The 21151-nt window shown below is 44.3% G+C and carries 20 protein-coding genes and 1 pseudogene; 7 read left to right on the top strand and 14 right to left on the bottom strand.

The genetic code is table 11. The annotated features are described in order from the left end of the window. Window positions 1-13 precede the first annotated feature (13 nt). Window positions 14-1849 carry an alpha-amylase family glycosyl hydrolase gene (locus AC04Q4_RS13190; RefSeq protein ID WP_476389125.1) on the top strand — a complete coding sequence of 612 codons (1836 nt, stop codon included), beginning with the start codon at window positions 14-16 and terminating at the stop codon, window positions 1847-1849. Window positions 1850-1950: 101 nt separating this feature from the next. Here AC04Q4_RS13190 and AC04Q4_RS13185 read toward each other — a convergent pair. Then, a pseudogene (locus AC04Q4_RS13185) lies at window positions 1951-3105 on the bottom strand (FprA family A-type flavoprotein); the annotation flags it as partial. 239 nt (window positions 3106-3344) lie between these two features. Here AC04Q4_RS13185 and AC04Q4_RS13180 point away from each other — a divergent pair. Both AC04Q4_RS13180 and sstT read left to right on the top strand, forming a co-directional pair. Continuing rightward, complete coding sequence (locus tag AC04Q4_RS13180; protein ID WP_476389124.1) at window positions 3345-4700, top strand: MATE family efflux transporter; 1356 nt, start codon at window positions 3345-3347, stop codon at window positions 4698-4700. Window positions 4701-4936: 236 nt separating this feature from the next. Next, complete coding sequence (gene sstT / locus AC04Q4_RS13175; protein WP_476389123.1) at window positions 4937-6145, top strand: serine/threonine transporter SstT; 1209 nt, start codon at window positions 4937-4939, stop codon at window positions 6143-6145. Between the two features lie 161 nt (window positions 6146-6306). Here sstT and AC04Q4_RS13170 read toward each other — a convergent pair whose 3' ends face one another. After that, window positions 6307-6936 (bottom strand): metal-dependent hydrolase, encoded by a 630-nt coding sequence (locus AC04Q4_RS13170; protein ID WP_173738074.1) that lies wholly within the window; start codon window positions 6934-6936, stop codon window positions 6307-6309. A 222-nt stretch (window positions 6937-7158) separates the two neighbouring features. Beyond that, window positions 7159-8703, bottom strand: a complete 1545-nt coding sequence (gene malQ / locus AC04Q4_RS13165) for a 4-alpha-glucanotransferase (RefSeq protein ID WP_476389214.1) — start codon at window positions 8701-8703, stop codon at window positions 7159-7161. A 360-nt stretch (window positions 8704-9063) separates the two neighbouring features. Between malQ and AC04Q4_RS13160 the strand changes: the two genes are divergently transcribed. Continuing rightward, window positions 9064-10083 (top strand): LacI family DNA-binding transcriptional regulator, encoded by a 1020-nt coding sequence (locus AC04Q4_RS13160; RefSeq protein ID WP_195456389.1) that lies wholly within the window; start codon window positions 9064-9066, stop codon window positions 10081-10083. Window positions 10084-10213: 130 nt separating this feature from the next. Here AC04Q4_RS13160 and AC04Q4_RS13155 read toward each other — a convergent pair whose 3' ends face one another. The 4 genes from AC04Q4_RS13155 to AC04Q4_RS13140 form a co-directional block, all read right to left on the bottom strand. Next, window positions 10214-10696, bottom strand: coding sequence for a GNAT family N-acetyltransferase (locus AC04Q4_RS13155; RefSeq protein WP_476389122.1), 483 nt, complete (start codon window positions 10694-10696; stop codon window positions 10214-10216). A 121-nt stretch (window positions 10697-10817) separates the two neighbouring features. Beyond that, entirely contained in the window at window positions 10818-11831 is a 1014-nt protein-coding gene (locus AC04Q4_RS13150) for a U32 family peptidase (protein WP_330596753.1), read from the bottom strand. 78 nt (window positions 11832-11909) lie between these two features. Continuing rightward, window positions 11910-13292: a hypothetical protein gene (locus AC04Q4_RS13145; protein WP_476389121.1), complete on the bottom strand. Its 1383-nt coding sequence runs from the start codon at window positions 13290-13292 to the stop codon at window positions 11910-11912. Between the two features lie 86 nt (window positions 13293-13378). Beyond that, complete coding sequence (locus tag AC04Q4_RS13140; protein ID WP_476389120.1) at window positions 13379-14254, bottom strand: FKBP-type peptidyl-prolyl cis-trans isomerase; 876 nt, start codon at window positions 14252-14254, stop codon at window positions 13379-13381. Window positions 14255-14425: 171 nt separating this feature from the next. Here AC04Q4_RS13140 and AC04Q4_RS13135 point away from each other — a divergent pair, with 171 nt between their 5' ends. Next, window positions 14426-15199: an alpha/beta hydrolase gene (locus tag AC04Q4_RS13135; protein WP_476389119.1), complete on the top strand. Its 774-nt coding sequence runs from the start codon at window positions 14426-14428 to the stop codon at window positions 15197-15199. 112 nt (window positions 15200-15311) lie between these two features. Here AC04Q4_RS13135 and AC04Q4_RS13130 read toward each other — a convergent pair whose 3' ends face one another. The 4 genes from AC04Q4_RS13130 to AC04Q4_RS13115 all read right to left on the bottom strand — a co-directional run bounded on the left by AC04Q4_RS13130 (window position 15312) and on the right by AC04Q4_RS13115 (window position 18713). Then, complete coding sequence (locus AC04Q4_RS13130; RefSeq protein ID WP_173738081.1) at window positions 15312-16661, bottom strand: MATE family efflux transporter; 1350 nt, start codon at window positions 16659-16661, stop codon at window positions 15312-15314. A gap of 155 nt (window positions 16662-16816) precedes the next feature. Then, the gene (locus AC04Q4_RS13125) at window positions 16817-17491 is read right to left on the bottom strand and encodes an ABC-2 transporter permease (RefSeq protein WP_092071575.1); all 675 of its coding nucleotides are present in this window, start codon (window positions 17489-17491) and stop codon (window positions 16817-16819) included. Continuing rightward, window positions 17488-18336 (bottom strand): ABC transporter ATP-binding protein, encoded by an 849-nt coding sequence (locus AC04Q4_RS13120; protein WP_173741556.1) that lies wholly within the window; start codon window positions 18334-18336, stop codon window positions 17488-17490. Before AC04Q4_RS13120 ends, AC04Q4_RS13125 begins: the two co-directional genes overlap by 4 nt. Before the next feature lie 2 nt (window positions 18337-18338). Beyond that, window positions 18339-18713 (bottom strand): GntR family transcriptional regulator, encoded by a 375-nt coding sequence (locus tag AC04Q4_RS13115; protein WP_148448300.1) that lies wholly within the window; start codon window positions 18711-18713, stop codon window positions 18339-18341. A 238-nt stretch (window positions 18714-18951) separates the two neighbouring features. Between AC04Q4_RS13115 and AC04Q4_RS13110 the strand changes: the two genes are divergently transcribed. Together AC04Q4_RS13110 and AC04Q4_RS13105 are read left to right on the top strand one after the other, a co-directional pair. Further along, window positions 18952-19590: a DUF3786 domain-containing protein gene (locus AC04Q4_RS13110; protein WP_476389118.1), complete on the top strand. Its 639-nt coding sequence runs from the start codon at window positions 18952-18954 to the stop codon at window positions 19588-19590. Further along, window positions 19577-20158, top strand: coding sequence for a TetR/AcrR family transcriptional regulator (locus AC04Q4_RS13105; protein WP_173756485.1), 582 nt, complete (start codon window positions 19577-19579; stop codon window positions 20156-20158). The genes AC04Q4_RS13110 and AC04Q4_RS13105 overlap by 14 nt, the downstream gene beginning before the upstream one ends. A 60-nt stretch (window positions 20159-20218) precedes the next feature. On the opposite strand, the gene AC04Q4_RS13100 is transcribed toward AC04Q4_RS13105, so the two are convergent. The 3 genes from AC04Q4_RS13100 to AC04Q4_RS13090 all read right to left on the bottom strand — a co-directional run bounded on the left by AC04Q4_RS13100 (window position 20219) and on the right by AC04Q4_RS13090 (window position 21050). Further along, the gene (locus AC04Q4_RS13100; RefSeq protein ID WP_226844454.1) at window positions 20219-20338 is read right to left on the bottom strand and encodes a DUF6462 family protein; all 120 of its coding nucleotides are present in this window, start codon (window positions 20336-20338) and stop codon (window positions 20219-20221) included. 86 nt (window positions 20339-20424) lie between these two features. After that, window positions 20425-20745 (bottom strand): type II toxin-antitoxin system RelE/ParE family toxin, encoded by a 321-nt coding sequence (locus AC04Q4_RS13095; RefSeq protein WP_173738087.1) that lies wholly within the window; start codon window positions 20743-20745, stop codon window positions 20425-20427. Then, on the bottom strand, window positions 20742-21050 hold the full coding sequence (locus AC04Q4_RS13090; protein WP_173738088.1) for a type II toxin-antitoxin system RelB/DinJ family antitoxin: 309 nt from the start codon (window positions 21048-21050) through the stop codon (window positions 20742-20744). Before AC04Q4_RS13090 ends, AC04Q4_RS13095 begins: the two co-directional genes overlap by 4 nt. Between the last annotated feature and the right edge of the window lie 101 nt (window positions 21051-21151).

The raw sequence follows: 21151 nt of genomic DNA, 5'->3' as shown, positions 1-21151 counted from the left end.
CAGGGAGGAAATCATGAAAAAAGATCAGGAAATTTTTCAGAAACGTTTAAACCATCATCACGACGAGCTTCGTTGGCTGTACACAGAGCTTTATCACAATGATGACATGTTTGCAGAGCTCTGCGACCAGATGTACCAGTATTTTACAGCACGCCGCCGTGCTCTCAAAAACCGCGACCTCGAAAGAGAAAATAATCCGGACTGGTTCCGCCAGAAGGATATGCTGGGCATGATGCTCTACATTGACAATTTTGCCGGCAACATCAAGGGAGTTTCTGCCAAGCTTCCATATCTTAAGGAGTGTAATGTAAACTGTCTGCATCTGATGCCGTTCCTGGATACCCCGAAGGGCCGTTCCGACGGTGGTTACGCAGTAGCCGACTTCCGCAAAGTCCGCCCGGATCTTGGTACCATGGAAGATCTTGCCGCTCTTGCTGACAAATGCCATAAAAACGGAATGAACCTGTGTATGGATTTTGTTATGAACCACACCTCCGAGGATCATGAGTGGGCCAAAAAAGCACGCCAGGGTGACGGCGAATATATGAGCCGCTACTTCTTCTACAATAACCGCGAGATCCCGGACGAGTACGAAAAAACCGTACCACAGGTATTCCCAACCACTGCTCCGGGAAACTTTACCTGGCTTCCGGATATCGGTCATTATGTCATGACTACCTTTTATCCATATCAGTGGGATCTGAACTATTGCAATCCACGTGTTTTCAATGAGATGATGTACAACTTCCTCTTCCTTGCAAACCAAGGAATGGATGTCATCCGTATTGATGCGGTTCCGTATATCTGGAAGGAACTGGGAACTCCATGCCGTAACCTGAAACAGGTTCACACCATCGTCCGTATGATGCGTATGATCGCCGAGATTGTCTGCCCAAGTGTTGTACTTCTTGGTGAGGTCGTTATGGAGCCGGAGAAGGTTGTTCCTTATTTCGGAACTGTAGAAAAGCCTGAGTGCCATATGCTTTACAACGTAACCACTATGGCTACAACCTGGAACAGCATTGCCACTCGTGATATCCGCCTTCTGAAAAAACAGATGGATATTGTAAACAGCCTTCCGAAGCAGTACACCTTCCTGAATTATCTCCGCTGCCATGACGATATCGGCTGGGGACTTGATTTCGCCACCCTGAAAGAATGGGACATGGATGAGCCATCCCATAAGCGTTACCTGAATGATTTCTTTACAGGAAAGCATCCGGGAAGTGACAGTCGCGGAGAGCTCTATAATGATGACCCGGTAACTCAGGATGCCCGCTTCTGCGGAACCACTGCTTCCATGTGCGGAATCGAGGCTGCTCTTTTTGAAAAAGATGACGAGAAACTGAAAAGAGGTATCCGTGAGGATCTGATGCTTCACGCATATATGCTTACCCAGTCCGGAATCCCGATGCTTTACAGCTCCGATGAAATCGGCCGTCTCAATGATTATTCCTATAAAGAGGATCCGGATAAGGCTGCAGATTCCCGCTATATCCACCGTGGTGCTTTCCAGTGGGAGCTTGCCGGAAAGAGAAAATCAAAAACCTCCGTTGAGGGACAGATTTTCCAGACTCTGGACCGCATGGAACAGATCCGCCGTCAGGAATCTGTTTTTGATAAGGACTGTGATGTGTATACATATGATGTTCATGATGACAGTATTCTCTGTATCCTCCGTCAGAAGGGAGATGACCGCTTTATCGGAATCTTCAACTTCAGCGACAGTGAAAAAACTGCCTGGATGCAGGAGGAGGGAACTTTCCGCGATCTGATCACAGACCAGACTCTGGAGCTTAAGGACGTGGAGCTTCCGGCTTATGGATTTATGTGGTGTAAGAGGATGTAACTGTTACTTGGTAAATAAAAAAGACGTGGCCTTACGGATCCACGTCTTTTTATTATGTTATATCTTTATTTTTTATAAGCTGTTCTGACATTCAGAAATTACTTGCAGAGCTCCTCTGCCATTGCATCGATCTCTGCCACATTCTCATCGCTGAGAGAGGACATGATCTTTACATTGTTCTCAAGCCATGTGATATTTTTGCTCTTCTCGAACATTCCTTTCATGACTTTGGCTGCTGTCGGTGCCCAGCTTCCGTTCTCAATGAGGCCGATGGTGCGGTTCTGGTAATTACGTTCTGTCAGGTTCTCGATGAATGTACGCATAAACGGGAATGCTTCTCCGTTGTATGTAATGCTGGCCAGTACCAGCTTGCCGTAGCGGAAAGCGTCCTCCACTGCCTCTGCCATGTCTTCTCTTGCAAGATCGCAGACAACAACCTTCGGGCAGCCCTTTTCTTCCAGCTTCTGTGCAAGAAGCTCTGCTGCTTTCTTTGTATGTCCGTATACAGATGTGTAGGCGATCATTACACCTTCACTCTCTACTTTATAAGAAGACCAGATATCATATTTCTCCAGATAATGTCCAAGATTCTCGGTAAGAACCGGTCCGTGGAGCGGGCAGATAGTCTGGATATCCAGAGTTGCTGCTGCTTTGAGAAGCTTCTGTACCTGCGGGCCATATTTTCCGACGATTCCGATGTAATAACGGCGTGCTTCGTAGTCCCAATCCTCTTCTACATCAAGAGCTCCGAATTTGCCGAAGCCGTCTGCTGAAAACAGAACCTTGTCTGTGCTATCATATGTAACCATAACCTCCGGCCAGTGAACCATCGGTGCAAATACGAAAGTAAGGACATGTTTTCCAAGTGTCAGGGTGTCACCATTTGCTACAATATGTTTCTTTCCTTCCAGATTCATTCCACGAAAGAAATTCTCCATCATAGTGAAGGTTTTTGTGTTGGCAACAACAGTTGTATCCGGGTATGCTTTCATGAAATTCTCAATGTTTGCGGCATGGTCCGGCTCCATATGCTGAACTACAAGATAATCCGGTTTCGCGCCATCCAGAATTTCTGCTACTTTTCCAAGCCATTCTTCTGTGAAGCCGGCATCTACAGTGTCCATAACTGCGATTTTCTCATCTTTGATCACATAGGAGTTGTAGGACATTCCGTTTGGCACTACATACTGTCCCTCGAACAGATCTACCTGATGGTCATTTACACCTACATAGTAAATATCATTTCCGATTTTCATTGTATTGAGTTCCTCCTTAGTCTGCTGTATTTTATATTTCCAATATTTCTGAAAATACTTTCTTATTGCTCTCATTTATTATATCATTGTTCGTACTGAAATCAATGTAGAATCTATAAATAAAAACAAACCTCTGCGCCTGGCGAAAGAGCCATTTTCCCCTCTTTACAAACCTATTTCAACATAGTATTGTATACCTTGGATGAAGGAATTTTTTATAATTTTTTATGAGGTAAGCTATGTGTGAAAATGAAAAAAAGAATACGCATTCCATAGAGATGACCTCCGGCTCTCTCTGGAAAAATCTCCTCCTTTTCAGCCTTCCCCTGATGGGGTCCCAGGTGTTGGAGGTTCTTTTTAACTTAAGTGATGTTGCGGTTGTGGGGCGATTTGCAGATTACATGGCACTTGGAGCTGTGGGTTCCACAACTCTGCTGGTCACTTTATTTACCGGAATCCTGATCGGAATGGGCGCAGGAGTCAATGTTCGTGTAGCCCACGAGCTTGGTGCCGAAAACAGAAAAGGTACCGAAGAAACGATCCATACATCTCTTCTTCTCTGTGCCATCGCAGGACTTCTGGTCTGTGTCGTCTGTCTTCTGTTTTCCGGACAGATGCTGTCCATGATGAATACGAAACCGGAGCTGATGGATCAGGCTGTTTTATATATGAAGATTTATGCTCTGGGTATGCCGGCCATGGCCGTATACAATTTCGGTAACGGCGTATTAAGTGCCCGCGGAGATACGAAAAGACCACTGATCTATCTTTCCATTGCCGGAGTGATCAATGTTCTTCTGAACCTGTTTTTCGTTATCGTCTGTCATATGGCTGCCGCAGGTGTGGCAACTGCCAGTGCGATCGCCCTGTATATATCCGCAGCTCTGGTAATGATCCACCTCCTCCGGAGAAAAGATGAATGCAGGGTATCCCTGCGTAAGCTCCGTCTTCACCCGAAGGCCTGTAAAGCAGTACTGCTTCTTGGCATTCCCACAGGTTTGCAGAACGGAATTTTTGCCATTGCAAATCTGTTCGTACAGGCCGGCGTCAACTCCTTCGATGCAATCACGGTTTCCGGAAATGCCGCCGCTGCAAATGCAGACTCTCTGGTCTACAACGTCATGTTTGCTTTCTATACTGCATGCGCAAGCTTCATAGGTCAGAACTGGGGTGCCGGAAATAAAAAACGTATGCTGAAGACTTATGGGATCAGCCTTACATATGCCTTCATCGCAGGCGCGATCCTTGGTGGGCTGCTTCTTGTTTTCGGTCCGCAGTTTCTGTCACTGTTTGCCACAGAACCGGCCGTCATAGATGCAGGCATGGAGAGGATCCGGATCATGGGCTTCAGCTACGCCTTCAGCTGTTTTATGGATTGCAGTATCGCCGCTTCCCGTGGCATCGGAAAAAGTATCCCACCGACCATCATCATTATTCTGGGATCCTGTGTATTCCGTGTCATCTGGTTCTATACGGTGTTCGCACACTTCCAGACCATTTCCTCGCTTTATCTCCTGTATATTTTCTCATGGGGAATTACAGGCTTTGCGGAGGTTCTCTTCTTTGCTGTAAGCTTCCGGAAAATCCGGGCCTGAAACTTCAAATATATAGCGCCAGACGAAGCATTGATCTGGCGCTTTTTTTATATCTTTTTCGTGTTTTATGTACATTTGTCTTTACAAGGCGGACATGATTGTATATAATTATCCTGTTGTGCTTTTACATGATGCAGTAGTAGCAGTTTAGAACGATCAGCCCTCTACACCGGATCGTTGCTTTGCGGCTCAGCATTTTTCAGCACACCCACACAATAGGAAAGAGGAAACTAGTTATGAAAAACCTGATTCAAAAATGGAACAGCATCAACCTGATCAAGCGTATCATCTGCGGTCTGATCGTTGGTATCATTCTCGGACTTGCGATCCCTCAGGCATCTGTGATCTCCATTCTCGGTGATCTGCTCGTCGGTGCTCTCCGTGGAATTGCTCCGCTTCTGGTGTTCTTCCTGGTAATGAGCTCTCTGTGCCACATGGGAAAAGGCCAGAAAACAAACATGAAACTTGTTGTTGTACTTTATCTTCTGGGAAATGTACTCTCAGCACTGGCAGCTGTGATTTCCAGCCGCCTGTTCCCGATCATGCTGACTTTTTCCGAAAATACAAATACTTCCGACGTCACTCCGCCAAGCGGTGTTGCAGAGGTCCTCAAAAACCTTCTGATGAACATTGTTTCCAACCCGGTTGACGCACTTGTCAACGCCAACTATATCGGTATCCTTGCATGGGCCATCATCTTCGGTATCGCACTGAAGGCCGCAAGCGAAACTACCAAGACTGTCATCGAAAACATTTCCGATGCAACCTCCACGGCCGTAAGATGGATCATCAGCCTTGCTCCATTTGGTATCATGGGCCTGATCTTCACAACCATCTCCGAGCAGGGACTTGGCGTACTGTTAAGCTATGGCCGTCTGATCTGTGTACTGGTGGGAACCATGCTCTTTGTTGCACTGGTGATCAACCCGATCGTTACTTTCATCTGCACACGCCAGAATCCGTATCCGCTGGTTCTGCGCTGCCTGAAGGACAGTGGTATCACAGCCTTCTTCACAAGAAGCTCTGCCGCCAACATTCCGGTAAACATGGAGCTGTGCAAGGATCTCGGACTTGATGAGGATACCTACTCCATCTCCATCCCTCTTGGTGCGACCATCAACATGGGTGGTGCAGCGATCACCATTTCCATCATGGCTCTGGCTGCTGCACATACACTTGGTATCAGCGTAGACTTCCCGACCGCTCTGATCCTCTGCATCCTGGCTGCTGCAAGTGCGGCTGGTGCTTCCGGTGTTGCCGGCGGTTCTCTTCTTCTGATCCCGATGGCCTGCAGCCTTTTCGGAATCCCCAATGATGTTGCCATGCAGGTAGTTGGTGTCGGTTTCATCGTAGGTGTGATCCAGGATTCCTGTGAGACAGCACTGAACTCTTCCACAGACGTACTTTACACAGCATGCGCCTGCAGGATCAGAAAGAATAAATGATCACACTTAAAAACCGTCAGGCGGATATTCATGATCCGCATTCGGTTAAAAAAGAGCAGATATTCCGCATTTGGAAAATCTGCTCCTTTTTTGTCTTAACCTTCAGTTCCTGCAATATCCGCCCCATATAAAAATATCCGTAATCGGTAAATAAAACATTCCTACATCTGAAAAAGCTTCCAGCTCTCTCCCATCTGCACAGCCAGATATACGATCTCAAAGATCACAGCTACAGATCCAAGCTTAAAAAGCAGGGAATCCACAAAGCCTCCTGCCTTACAGAAATCCAGTGCAATGCCTCCCGGCAGCGGATACAGGATCCGTACCCGTTTCCGGTTAAAGCAGTCCAGTACCAGATGTGATGTAAATCCAACCACAAAGTAAAAGACCAGCTTCATTGACACCATGGATATGGCCGCACTCAAAATGGCCATAGCCATGATCGAATGCATAAATGACCGATGTGGCTGATTTTTTCCAAAGGCACAGACTGCAATAAAAAGAATAACTCCCATGGCTACCGGTGCCATGGACTGGTTGTTGCGGATCTTTTCCCAGATGGAAAAATCATAAAAATAATTCAATGCGATCTCTGCTGCCACAAGCAGAACCGCGACCAGCGTGATCCGGTCCGCATCCTTATGGGATTTGGAGGTTCCCACATCAATATCGCTGATCAGTGCTCCAAGCATTCCCGTTCCTGCTGCAAGTATCATCCCGTGAACTGTGGACGGCTGCGTTACGGCCAGTACCGTTCCAAGTCCCACTGCTGCGTGTGTTTTTCCTGTCATAATTCTCCCCTTATTGAAAAAATCTGACGCATCCAAAGCAGATATTTCCCTCCGCTTCCCTGCATCCTTATAAACGAATAAGGCAGCTGTCAGCCTCCCCTTTACTGACAGCTGCCTCTACGAAACAGCATTATATCACACAAAAAAACACTATTCTATCTAAATTCTTCACACTCTCTTACACGTCCCGTTTAAACGGAATATACCTCACAAACGTACCAGTTAATCGGACCAGTTCATACGTCCGTAGCGAAGCGCAATACCATGGATCTCTTTCTGAAGCTTCACAGTCAGCTCCCTTTTGCGGATCCTCCATTTCCAGTTCTTTCCTACTGTGGAAGGCTGATTCATTCTGCTACTGTTATCCAGCCCCATGTAATCCTGCATGGGGATCACGCAGAGCTTTGCGCTGCTTCTCATAACCAGGCTGATAAAGCATTTATACAGATCCTTGTCCGGTGTACAACTGTCACAAAGATAATCTCTGGCAAGCTTACGCTCTTTTGCAGTAATGCTCTTCCACCATCCGGCAATGGTCTCATTATCATGAGTTCCTGTGTATGCTACACTGTTCTCCGGATAGTTATGCGGAAGATAATCATTGGCACATCCGGAATCTCTGGAATCAAAAGCGAACTCCAGAACCTTCATTCCCGGAAATCCGCTGTCATGGACAAGCTGACGAACAGAATCTGTCACATAACCAAGATCCTCGGCAATAACCTGCTTCCATCCAAGAGCCTGCTCTACCTTACGGAACAGATCGATCCCAGGACCTTTTTCCCAGTGACCGCTAATAGCATTTTCCGCACCGTACGGAATGGAAAAATACTCATCAAAGCCACGGAAATGGTCGATCCTTACCACATCATAAAGGCGGAATACATAGCTCAGTCTGGAGATCCACCACTGATATCCTGTATTTCTGTGGTAATCCCAGCGGTACAGTGGATTTCCCCAGAGCTGTCCTGTTGCTGAAAATCCGTCTGGCGGACATCCGGCTACAGCCACCGGCACATTCTCCTCATCCAGCTGGAAAAGCTCCGGATGAGCCCAGGTATCCGCACTGTCCATAGCTACATAGATCGGGATATCTCCGATGATCTGGATACCTTTTTCGTTGGCATATTTTTTCAGTTTCATCCACTGTTCATAGAATTTAAACTGCATATACTGCTGGAATTCAATATCAAAATATAATTCTCTGCGATAGTAATCCATGGCATTTGCCCAGCGAAGGCGGATATCCTCTGCCCATTTTGTCCACTCAACACCGCCGAACTGATCCTTTACTGCCATAAAAAGTGCATAGTCGGAAAGCCACCAGCTGTTTTCTGCAACAAATTTCTGATAATCCGGATTCTCGCTGATGTTACTGTTTTCATAGGCTTTGCGGAGAAGCTTATAACGGCCTTTGTAGATTTTCTCATAGTCTACACTGTCTGCTCTTCTTCCCCAGCTGACCTTATCACAGTCCTCCTTTGTAAGGACGCCTTCCTCCACCAGTGCCTTCAGGCTGATAAAATACGGATTTCCCGCAAAGGTGGAGAAGGACTGGTACGGAGAATCTCCGTAACTTGTAGGTCCCAGCGGAAGGATCTGCCAGTAGCTCTGTCCCGCTTCCTTCAGCCAGTCCACAAAATCATAGGCACTCTTTGAAAAACATCCGATGCCGTACTCTGACGGCAGACTTGTGATCGGCATCAAAATGCCGGCTGCTCTTTTATCCATATCTTTTCTCTCCTTATATTGAGCCCTGCATCTCAGAGCATCTTATCTATTATCCTCTCACGGATGCATATTCATATAATTTATGCAACCGTTTGCGTAAATTATACGTCCATTTTGCATGAAGTGCAATGCATTTTTGTCTTTTCTACCTTTCTTACAATTTTTACATCCTGATTTTGTGCAGTTTTTCATTATGTCAAACAGAAATCTGCCTGCACTTCACTGCATGATTCTCTGCACACCTGATTTTACGCAATTTCATGCAATTTTCTATGCAATATGTTTGACAGTATCCTTGTTATGAACTACAATATATCTATCAAACTGAGATATAAAAAAGCCAGATCAGATGCATACTTCCGCTTTGATCCGGCATATCCGTAAGGAGGCAATTTTATGGCAGTAACCATCAAGGATGTGGCAGCTCTGGCCGGGGTGTCCCCGTCCACCGTTTCCAGAACCTGCAAAAACAATCCATCTATCAGTGAAGAAACCAAGGAACGTGTACGCAGAGCCATGGCAGAGCTTGGCTATGAGCCGAATTTCCAGGCCAGCAACCTGGCAGCACAGATTTCCCGCTCCATCGGTATCATCCTGCCTCCGTCCCCAAAGGAGACATACGAGAATTCCTTTTACCTTGAGACGATCCGGGGAATCAGCCACTACTGTAACGCACATCAGTATATCAGCACCATTGTTACCGGTCAGAATGAAGAAGAAATCCTTAACGCGGTACGTTCTATGTCCAGAAGCGGTAAGGTTGACGGATTTATCGTTCTTTATTCCCGTGTGAATGATCCTGTTATTGATTTTCTTTTCAGTGAAGGACTTCTCTATATCCTGATCGGAAAACCGGCACAATACACCAATCATACGATCTACATCGATAATGACAACCTTCTGGCCGGACAGGAGGCAACGGAGTATCTTTATGCTCTGGGCCACCGGAAGATCGCTTATCTGGGTGTAGATAATTCTCTGGTCTTTTCCGCAGACCGTAAAACCGGCTACATGACTGCGCTGATCAGTCACGGATTAACCGTACAGCCTGAATACTGTATAGAGGTTCCGGCAGCTTCCCAGGATGAGTTTCAGGAGCTTCGAAAGCTGCTTTTAAGCGAAAATCGTCCTACAGCTGTGCTTGTCAGTGATGATATTCTGGCGCTTTCTCTGGAAAGGATCTGTATGGAAGCAGATATTTCCATACCGGAGGATCTGTCCATTCTTTCCTTTAACAACTCACTTTTTGCCAGACTGACTTCGCCTCAGCTGACCTCCATTGATATTAACTCCGGGCAGCTTGGAATGGAAGCGGCTACACAGATGATCAGTCATATCGAAAATCCGAGCCTTCCGGCCACAAAGATCATTGTTCCTCATCAGCTGATCGAGAGGGACAGCTGCCGGAAGATTTGATCTGCTTTCAAACAAAAAACAGGTATCTTCTCTGCTGACTGTATATTGACCACCACTTATTGATCTGACATTGGTGGTCGATCTACCGCCCGGCAAAAAGATACCTGTTTTTCATTTTTATAGTGTTTTTTTATAATTCTTTCTCATAACACCAGTACATATGTCCCCAGAGTTCACACTCTCCCACGTTCTCAAAATTCAGCTTATCATAAGAGCGGAGTGCTTTTACATTATCCTTCGCAACAAGGAGATGTACAGCTTTATAGCCCCGCTTCTTCAATTCTTCCATCACACCCTCAAGAAGCTTCCTGGCAATTCCCTGGTTCTGGAATTCCCGGCATACTCCCACCCGGGAGACCTCCGCTGACGGCACCATTGTTTCTGACCAGCATGTGAGACATTCCACATTTGGATCATCATCAATGGAGATCACACCTGCGATATTTCCTGCAGCGTCCCGCATACAAAACAGCGCATCTCTGGAAAGATCAAATTCCACTTCTTTTTCTGAAGGGTAATCTTCTGTCCACACACAATAGGGCGTCCCCAGCAGCGAACGGTACAGCTTCAGAACTGTATCTGCTTCTTCTCTTTTTACACGCTCGAAATTCATTTTTTATCTTTTCTCCTCACACTATCTTAGCAATTTGATATTCACAGCTTTCAGTCCTGGATTTCTTCTGAAAATATATTCTGCCCGGATCCCGGTTTTCGTGAATATTTATATTCTTCCATCAATAATAACACTTTTCACTGCACCCATGTGGAAACAATATCCTTTTTATCATACATTGAAACGCTGTTTCATTTTCTGCAACGTCCAAAATTTCCAGCGCTTTTCGCAGGTTCCGGATATCTTTTTCCATATAATCCACATAATTTCCCCGGCCAACCAGCTTCAGATGCGTGATCCCTGCCTTCTTCAGCTGATACAGTGCACACAGGCCACAGCCTGTCTCGCCGCAGAGATATCCGGATTCATCATATGCTTCCGGAGCTGGTTCCTGCTCCCAGGCCTGCTCCTGAAGAGCCTTTATTTTTTCCGGAACAGCCTCACCATTCCGTACAGTTCCCAGCCAATAGGGCACCCTGCAAAGATATCCCATCTCATCACAGTGAAGAGAATTACAGAATGCTCCCGTAAACTGGCACATTTCATTCAGCACAAAGGCCTCGAACTCCATTCCCTCCTCCGGCCGGATCCCGGCCTGTTTCTCCACCTCTCTCTGAGATGCAATAACAGACTGCATATCCCGGAACGTGTTTTTCCGATGAAAGATCAATCTCTTCAGAGGAAAGCGCCGGAACATCTTCAGCATTTCGCTGTTCACTTCCCCTGTCTCTCCGCTGAGATGGATCTCGCAGGAAAGTCCCCTGTTTTTCAGATAAACAAGAAGCGCCGGATCTGCAATGATATAGCTTCGAAATCCTATTTTCATGCACTTCTCTATGATATCTCCGATCTCCGGATACTGTTCCGGCAGATAATATAGGGAATTGAAGGTGAGATGTACCGGCTTTTTATATTTTTTTACCATCCGGGAAAGGATCTCCAGCTCACTGTATGCACCAAGCTGAACATTACAGCAGAGAACCTCCCTACGATTTAACGGCATTACTGTGCCGTATTTTTCCGCCCAGAAAAATGGTACATAACCACAGAAAAATTCATCTGCGCCTGCCTGCACAAAACGTTCATATTCATCTATGGAGCCTAACCCGGCTGTTATTTTCATACTGTTATCCATGACCTGTTCCTTTTTTCCGCAATGTATTCTTGTCAAATAGATATTCGCGATCCACCTTCGCAGCCTGCCCATCACCTGTCATATATTAACAACAATACGATCCGGCTTTGTGCCTTTTAAATTTTTCCACATTTCCGTTGACTCCGGAAGTGTTTTATCCACACCAAACAGGGAGTTATACCGCCCTGCCATGTGTAAATGTTCCGGATAAAGCAGTGCGTATTTTTCACAGAATTTCGGACAGTGCTCCGCAAGCTGCTGTGTACCACGATCTCCGGTGGTGCACAAAGCATACAACGGACAGTACTGCGAAGTGTTTGTCTGATAAAAAGGCAGATGCAGACTGTTTTTTCCCGGCGGAAGCTCCTGTGGATATCCGCAGGACTCCCATTCGTATCTGTGGATATGAAATTCTTCAGCCAGAAAATCCCGATAAAACTCCGCATTCAGGCTGTTTTGCTGAAATAATGAGGTATCACCGGATTTATATTTTATTCGCGGATCCTTTTTTCGTTTATTGAGCAATGTCCCAAGAACAGGACGCAGGCGGAATGTTTTTCCACAGAGCATTTCCATCATGGCCCAGTCATTGACTACGATTTCCACATTCACCCCATGAATACAACACCAGTTATCCACCTTTTCCAGAAGCTTTCCCACAGACAAAAGCATAAATTCCCGGATATAAGAAAATACCAGTGTGATCTCCAATCCCTCCGAATACATTTTATCCATAATAGAAAAAAGCTGCTCTTCTGTCGGAAACAGATTATGGCAGAACTGATTTCCAATATAAAATCTGTCCGGTATCCGGCCTGCAAAATAACTGTGAGTGAGATAATTCTTCTGCCAGTAAGACGCCAGAAAAGCCTGCAGCGGCTGGTGCAGATATTCTTCATACAGGGGAGTGCAGTTTAATTCCAGGGCAAACTCTGCGTTATCCAAAAGCCTTAGTTCTTCTGTATCCATTGTATTCTGTGGATTTCCGGAAGCCTTTTCACTTTCTCTGAAAAACCACCGCTTCTTCTGTTCCTCCAGACACCTGCAGTGCATCTCATCCAACTCCGCAGGATAACCGGTCAGTGATTTCGCCAGCTCTCCATCGTCTCCATCCAGCTTCAGACAGATATATCTGTTATACGCTCCGGCCAGACGCCGAACCTCCTGTACATAGTCCTTCTGTTCCACTCTCACAGAATATTCCCTGTAAAAACATTTTCCGGTTTCCTTTTCAGATGGCTGTTGATCCTGCTGGCATTGCTCCTCTGCTGCACTCATCCCAAACCTCCGGATCTCCACTCTCCTGTACCCGGCTTTTTTCATATCGTAAAAACAGATCAGAAATTGCTCCGGTTCCGGGCATTCCTCTGCCAGGCGAAACCGAAATCCATCTTCACCCAGCTCTGTGATCCGGATTTCTTTACTGTCCATAAAACCGGACAGTAATCCAAATGGTATCATAGAGATCCTCATCAGGAAAGCTTCCTCCCTTCAGGCAAAAAGGGAGATGCCATATGCTCCCATACAGCACCTCCCACTGTTTCTTCTTATTTCACTTCTACTAATTCAATTCTGAAATTCAGCTCTTTACCTGCCATCTCATGATTAGCATCGAAAGTAATGGTTTTTTCATCTTTTGCGTTAACTTTAACCGGGAACGGCTGTCCGTACTGGTTGGAAAGATATACCTGCTGTCCTACAGTGAGATCCTCGGAACCTGGAAGCTGTGCGATCTCAAGCGTAAAAATCGCATCCGGATTCGGCATTCCGTAAGCTTCTTCCGGCATCAGGTGCACATCTACCACCTGTCCAACTTCCATGTTTGCAACTGCCGCATCAAAACCTTTGATCATCTGACCAGCTCCGCAGATGAATTCCAGCGGCTCGCCACGGTCGTAAGAAGAATCGAACTGTGTTCCATCATTAAAAGTTCCTCTGTAATGGGTACGGCAGGTTTTTCCAACGTTAGGACCTGTAATAGATGGCTGGGAACCACATCCTCCGCCACAGCCTCCGCAGGAATGTCCGTCTTCATGACCGCCGCAGGAGTGTCCATCCTCATGGCTTCCGCAGGAATGTCCATCCTCATGATGGTGATGATCACAATTCACACCTGTGGATACCAGCTCGCCCTTCAGATAAGCATCCACAGCTGCATCTACGTCACCCTGTGCTCCGGAACATAACTCAACACCAGCCTCAGCAAGTGCTGTCTGAGCGCCGCCGCCGATTCCACCACAGATCAGAACACTAATACCCTGATCCGCAAGAAGTCCTGCAAGTGCACCATGTCCGGTGCCATTGGAACCGATCACTTCACTGGAAACAACCTTGTTATCCTCTACCTCGTACACCTTGAAAAACTCCGTTTTTCCAAAATGCTGGAAAATATTTCCGTTGTCGTATGTTGCTGCAATTTTCATTTGTAAAACCCTCCATTAATCAGATATGTATTGTATTAGTATATCGTGCAGGCAGGATAAAAGCAAGGTTTAACTTCTCTCTGCCGGCTCTTGCTGTTATTCAATGAAACCAGTATAATAGAGGCATCTGTAAAAATAAAAGATTTTTTGAATAAGAAGGTTTAAACTAATATGAAATCATACGAAGAATTACTTTCAGATATTGAAGAAGACATGGAACTCATGGGTTCCTCACACATTGTTTATTCCATGGAAGAGGACGACATTGTTACCGATTATGATTATCTTCCATCCGATTCCTGTACGATCTCCATTACCTTAAAGGAGCTTCAGGAAAAGCTTCAGCTGCAGATGCTCTATACAAAAGTTTCCTCTCATACAGCCGGAGCAGATAAAAATGCCCCGAAATTAGCTGTTGTTTTTCCGGGCATCGGATACACGGCTGACAAGCCGCTTCTGTACTATACCAGCCGCCTTGCCAGCAAACACGGCTACAAAATCCGCACTGTATCCTATGACAACCTTCCGGAAAATGTCAAAGGAGACCCCGAAAAAATGAAACAGGCCTTTGACCTCGCCCTGGAACAGACAGAACGCTCCTTAAGCAACATCGACTGGAATTCCTATGGCAGCGTTCTGTTTATTTCCAAAAGCATTGGTACAGTCATCTCCTCTGCCTATGCTTCCCGACACGATCTGACTGTAAAAAGCATCCTGTTTACACCTCTTGCAGAGACCTTTTCCTTTCCACTTGCCGGAAGCATCGCCTTCCACGGTACCGCAGATCCCTGGGCTGAAACCGATTCCATCCGGGAACTGGCAGCGCAGAAAGAAGTACCTATCTTTCTCACCCAAAACGCCAACCATTCTCTGGAAACCGGTGATGTACTGACGGATATCTTTATTCTAAAAACTACAATGGAGCGGGTCCAGCGTTTTATTTAACGCCGGCCCGCTCGTTTTTTCTCAGGAAAGATCTCCCCAGCTTTTATATATTCCATCATACAGATCTGCTACCGCATCCTTTCTTATGACTTTTGTTTCCGGAAGTCCTGCCTCATAATACTTCTTTATATTTTCGTATAATGATCATATAACTTACGAATAATAAAACAGCTGCACTGCTCCATGCACAGATCTCTGCATAGTATATTCCATCTTCACCGATCAGTTTTGGCAGCAGCAGCGCAACACTGACACGCATGATAAATTCTGCAATGCCGCTGGCAAGCGGAATCAAAGTATTACCCAGACCCTGGATAGCGGAACGATACACATACAGCAGATACAGCACCCACAAAAAGACAGCCATAATAAACAAATACTTATATGCTATATCCAATACCTGTCGGGTCTGATCCGGTTCACCGGATACAAACAGGGACAGTACATTACGTCCAAACAACACCATCATACCAGAAATGAAAGCCGAAGTGAGCACTGCCATATAAGTGCCGCTGCGCACACCTTTTCGAATCCTCTGGTATTTTTTTGCACCAAGATTCTGGCCCACATAGGTTGTAATGGCGTATCCATATGAAACGGCAGCCATCTCCAAAACTCCATACAGCTTGTTCGCTGCCGTAAATCCGGCTACAAACAGAAAACCAAATCCATTGATCACATACTGTACCACAAGTCCTCCCACGGAGATGATCACATTCTGTATTGCAAGAGGAACTCCCAGTTCCAAAAGTCGCAGGCTCATAGAGGGCTGCCTGTAAAAATCCTTCTTTTCCAGGCGGATATCCGGGATTTTACGTAATACGATCAAACAGTATAAGGCTGAAAATCCCTGTGCGATAACGGTCGCCACTGCTGCTCCGGCTATACCCCAGCCAAAAACCGCCACAAATAACAGATCCAGTCCCACATTGATCACTGCTGCCACTGTCATTGCGATCAACGGAGATCTGCTGTTTCCAAGTGCCCGAAGGATCGCTGCAAATATATTATAAGCAGCTATGATCGGGATTCCCGCAAAGATCAGCCGCAAATATAGCATTGTCAGATCAATGACATTATCCGGTGTCTGTAAAAATAAAAGAACATGATAAACTGTACCTTCACTTACTGCGAGTACGACCACAGACAGTAATGCTGTCATGATATAGCTTTTCGCCACTGCACATTTCAGATTTTCCTTTTCCCTTGCTCCATAATACTGAGATACAAGAATAGAAAAACCCTGTGTGATACCTGTCATGATCCCCAACACCAGCCATACCAGCCAATCACCGGCACCTACTGCCGCCAGTGCCTTAACTCCTACCACTTGTCCGACGATCATGGTGTCTGCCATTGTATAAAACTGCTGAAAAATATTTCCAAGCATCATTGGTATGGCAAAAGTTATGATCAGTTTTCCGGGAGATCCGGCAGTCATATCTTTTTCATTGGTTCCCATAAGAGTCTCCTTTTCTTTTCATCCTTGTCCGCTATTTTACAAGGGACTCTTACGAAACACAAGCCTATTTTTCCACAAAGTTTTTCTCATATTTTTGGTAGCTATTACAACTTTATAATCATTATTTTTAATGGATCATTTTTGCCACATCTATCTTAAAACTCTTTCTTCTTCATAGCGCTCATACTATACTTATACGAAGCAAACCATATAAGCAGACTTAGCACAATGAGGGCAATCCCGATTTCAAAATCCCCTATTCCCCCTATCATATGCAGAATACTTTCTTTTAATCCCAAGTTAGTCTTCACAAAAGATCTAATTGTATAACAAATCGCAAAAATAATTAAAATTGCGATTGGCAGCACAATTCGCCCTTTCTCTCCTTCGAACCTTATCCTGATCGCGATCATAATTCCCGCAATTGCCTGAAACACAAAAAATGTGATCAACTCCATTGCCAGCATTTCCAGATCAAACACCTCTTCAGGATTTATGAGTACCATAATTCCTGCACAGATCATTCCAATGCACCATCCACATGCTGTCATGATAAAGGAAAAAATATATTTTTCTCTGACATATATTTTTTTATTTACGGGTAAAGAAAATAAATATGTGTAACCATGGCCATTTTCATCATAACTGATCGTATTACCTGAATATATCGCCAGAACAGATGGGATATACATTGCAATGAAAGCAGCTGCCGTTTTTCCTGTAAGTATAAAAAACAATGCTACAAACACTAACACCAAAAAAAGATTACCACCCTGTCGAAAAAACAATCGAAAATCCTTTTCCAAAAGCCCTCTGATTCCTTTCATCATCTTTCGCCCCCTGTCAACATCAGGATCACCTGATCGAGTGATCCGCTCTCTACTACGATTTCCGGATAATTTTCTATATAATACTGCTTCTCGTTCGTCAGACAGGCAACTCCAAAAAACTCTTTTTTCTCTTTCAAAAGATACCTTTTATCCACTGCCTGATATTGTTCCTCACTGACCTTCAACACTGCATATTTTTCAAGAATCGTATCCATCGCTTCATGAAGTATGATCTTTCCTTTATGTATCACATAAATGTCATCACACAGATGTTCTAGGTCCGAAGAAATATGTGAGCTGATCAGGATACTTCTCTCCGGTTCTTCTTCCATATACTCTCTTAAAATATCCAGCATCCTTTCCCTCGCTCCGACATCAAGCCCTGCCGTCGGCTCATCCAGCATCAGGAATTCTGCCTGATGTGTCAATGCAATGATCAGATTCAGCTTTGCTTTCATTCCTGTTGAGTACTCTTTTATAAATTTATCCAACGGAATCTGATATTCTTCACACATCTGATGAAATTTTTCTGCTTCAAACTTTGGATACAATTTGGCAAGGACTGCCTCAACATCTTTCCCTTTCAAGTATCCACTGAATCCGGCTTCTGCCAGGACAACTCCCAGCTCTTCTTTCTCTTTTTCACTTAACTCTTCCGGTATTTTTCCCAGGATCTTTATCTCACCGGCATCATAAGAAATGAGTCCGAGCACTGCCTTGAACAAAGTACTCTTACCGGCTCCGTTCTCTCCAACCAGACCGGTGATCCTTCCTTTTTCTACATTTAACGAACAGTCTAACTGAAATTCACCGTAGCTTTTCTTTACTCCTTTGATCTCCAACATAATCATTCATCCTCCATGATGAGTTCAAACAACGAACGGATCTCTTCCTCCTTCATTCCGCAGCGCCTTCCCTTCTGAATTGCTGCTTCCAGATCCGCCTCAACCTCTTTCCTGCGCTCTTCTTCCATCAGCTGTGTATTCGAAGCCGCTACATACGTTCCTTTCCCATGAACTGTGACTGTCATGCCCTCTGCTTCCAGATTGTCATATGCTTTCTTCACAGTAAGTGCACTGATCTTCAGTTCCTTTGCCATTGTTCTCACGGACGGCAATATATCATTTTCTTTTAATTCTCCGGAGATGATCTGCGCCTTGATCTGCTCCATGATCTGCTCATAAATTGGTACCATCGATGTATTATTGATTATAAGCTTCATATGTTTCCTCCTCTTGTAAACAGTATATAACAGTATAATACTGTTGTCAACTGTTATATACTGTTTTGCAGTAGTTGACTGCCGGGATTCTGTCATCTACCATAAGAAGGTATGGGAAGTCTTAATCATTTACTTTTCATGATCGTTAATTTTATGTGTTATGCAAAATGTATTGACTTTATAGACCGATTAGTCTATTTTATAAATAATTACAACAAAAATATTCTTGGAGGAATATATGACGAAAGCTATCAATAATTATGATAAAACAAAAATTTCAATGGCACATGTTTTCCTGCAATATGATCAGGCTACAATGATACATAAATATTCATTAGATTACAATTTTGACTGGTTATATATTACTTTTATTAACCGTACCTATCGTATTAACCGAAAAACGGGAAGTGTTCAGTGGTCAGATAATGATTTTGAAATAGTTCATGAAGCCAATCATAATGAAGCAATGACTATTTATGATGTTTTATGTTATTCAAAGGATAGATGCCATCTGTCACATGAATTTGTAAATATAAACAGCCTTTCCTCTGTCCGAACAGGAAATCTCTCACCGAACAGAGGATTTTTTCAGAATACCGCTGACTTTTTTAACGGAAAAACCATTGAATTGCGTAATGCCTGTATATCACTTTCCGGAAAAGAACTGGAAAAAGGAGATGTTGCTTTTAAATTAAATCTTTTTCCTTTTTTGCCGATTATCATTCGTTTCTGGGAAGCTGATGACGAGTTCCCGGCAAGTCTTCAAATTCTTGCAGATAGGAATACTTTAGATTACATGCATTATGAAACGCTTATGTTTGCACTTACACATCTGTTTTCCAGACTAAAGGAGGAAATGCGAAATGAAAAAAGGTGAAGAATCCAGACAACGCCTGATCGAGTGTGCTGCTGAATTATTTTGGAAAAATGGGTATTCTGCTACTGGAATCAGCGAAATCCTCAAACAAACAGACCTTCCAAAAGGATCTTTTTATTTTTATTTCAAAAGCAAGGATGACCTGGCAACAGCGGTAACGGAATACTATCAAAAAATCTTACTGGAACAATTTCAAAATAGTTCTCAGGGAAATGACTGGGAAAGTTTTATTGAAGAAATCTTTGATTTTTTATCTGAAAGGACAAATGGACAAACATTTGCAGGCTGCCCGTATGCGGTGATGGGTATGGAAACAGCACTTAGCAAGCCTGCAGTTGCATCTGTATTTATGGAAGGACTGAAAAAATTTGAGCAGATTTTTCAGGAAGTATTGTTATACTCCGGATTGTCTCCAGATCATGCAAAAATTCTTTCTCAGCGCATGCTTTCTATCTATCAGGGATATTTTCTTCTTGGACGAATCAGCGCCGATACTTCTTATTTGAAAAATGCAAGAAAAAATATGATTGAAATGTACCGGGAATACCGGGCATTTCATGGAATCTGAGAGGAACTTATATGAGTACGGTAATTCGGGCTTGTAACTGCCCAGTCGCAGTAACGGCTTTCACTCCGTATTATTCAATTTCGTCAGTCCAATGCTATAAAGCTCTGCACCCTCTTGATAGCGCACAAATTTCTTTGCTATTTTCTTTGTTTTCTCTACATCTTTACGTGCATATCCCATACACGGCACCTCCTTTTTTACATGAAAAAAGCAGCTAACCTATTTTTCATAGACTAACTGCGCGTGTTTTAGTTCCATATTCTGTTTTAATTTACTGAAACGTCTTCTGTTTGATTTAACTGTTTATGAACATCACGTCCACCATACATAATTCGCACTACATATACCGCTTCAGTTTCATCATCTGTTTTGTAAAATACCAGATAATTATCCACCGGAAAGAATCGAAGTCCTCTGCTGTGCCACGGTTCTTCCTCATAGAGCCGATTTCTGTTCGGCATAGTATCCAGCATCCGCTCTGTCTGTCCTGCAGCATTCTCTGGAGCTAACAGTTCCTCTGAAATATATCTGAAAATATTTCGCAGATCTTTCTTTGCTCCTGCTGTATACATCACTTTATATTTCATATACCAAATTCCCGTTTCATTTCTGCTTCAACTTCATCTGCTGAATACACTCTGCCAGCCTTAATATCTTCCATGCCTTTTTCTATTTCTGCATTGAACTGTTCCTTTGTCAGAGAACCATATGCCACAGGCTCCTCATAAGCTGGAAGTTTCATTTCAAAAGGAATTCCTCTCTGGAGCACAATCTGTCTCAGAAACATTCCTACTGCATTGGACATTGGAATTCCAAGTCGATCAAGCACCTGCTCTGCCTGTTCTTTTATTTCAGGTTCGACACGTGCAAATACATTTGCTGTTCTTGCCATAGATATCGCCTCCTCTTTTTTCTTCATTATATCTTGTTTGATTGCAAGTTGCATGCGATTCGCAATCTGTTTTCGTAATTTCATACACCGGCAGACGGCAG

It is taken from the genome of Blautia sp. HA8986 (assembly GCF_056504635.1).
This window is presented reverse-complemented; position numbering and strand designations above follow the sequence as displayed.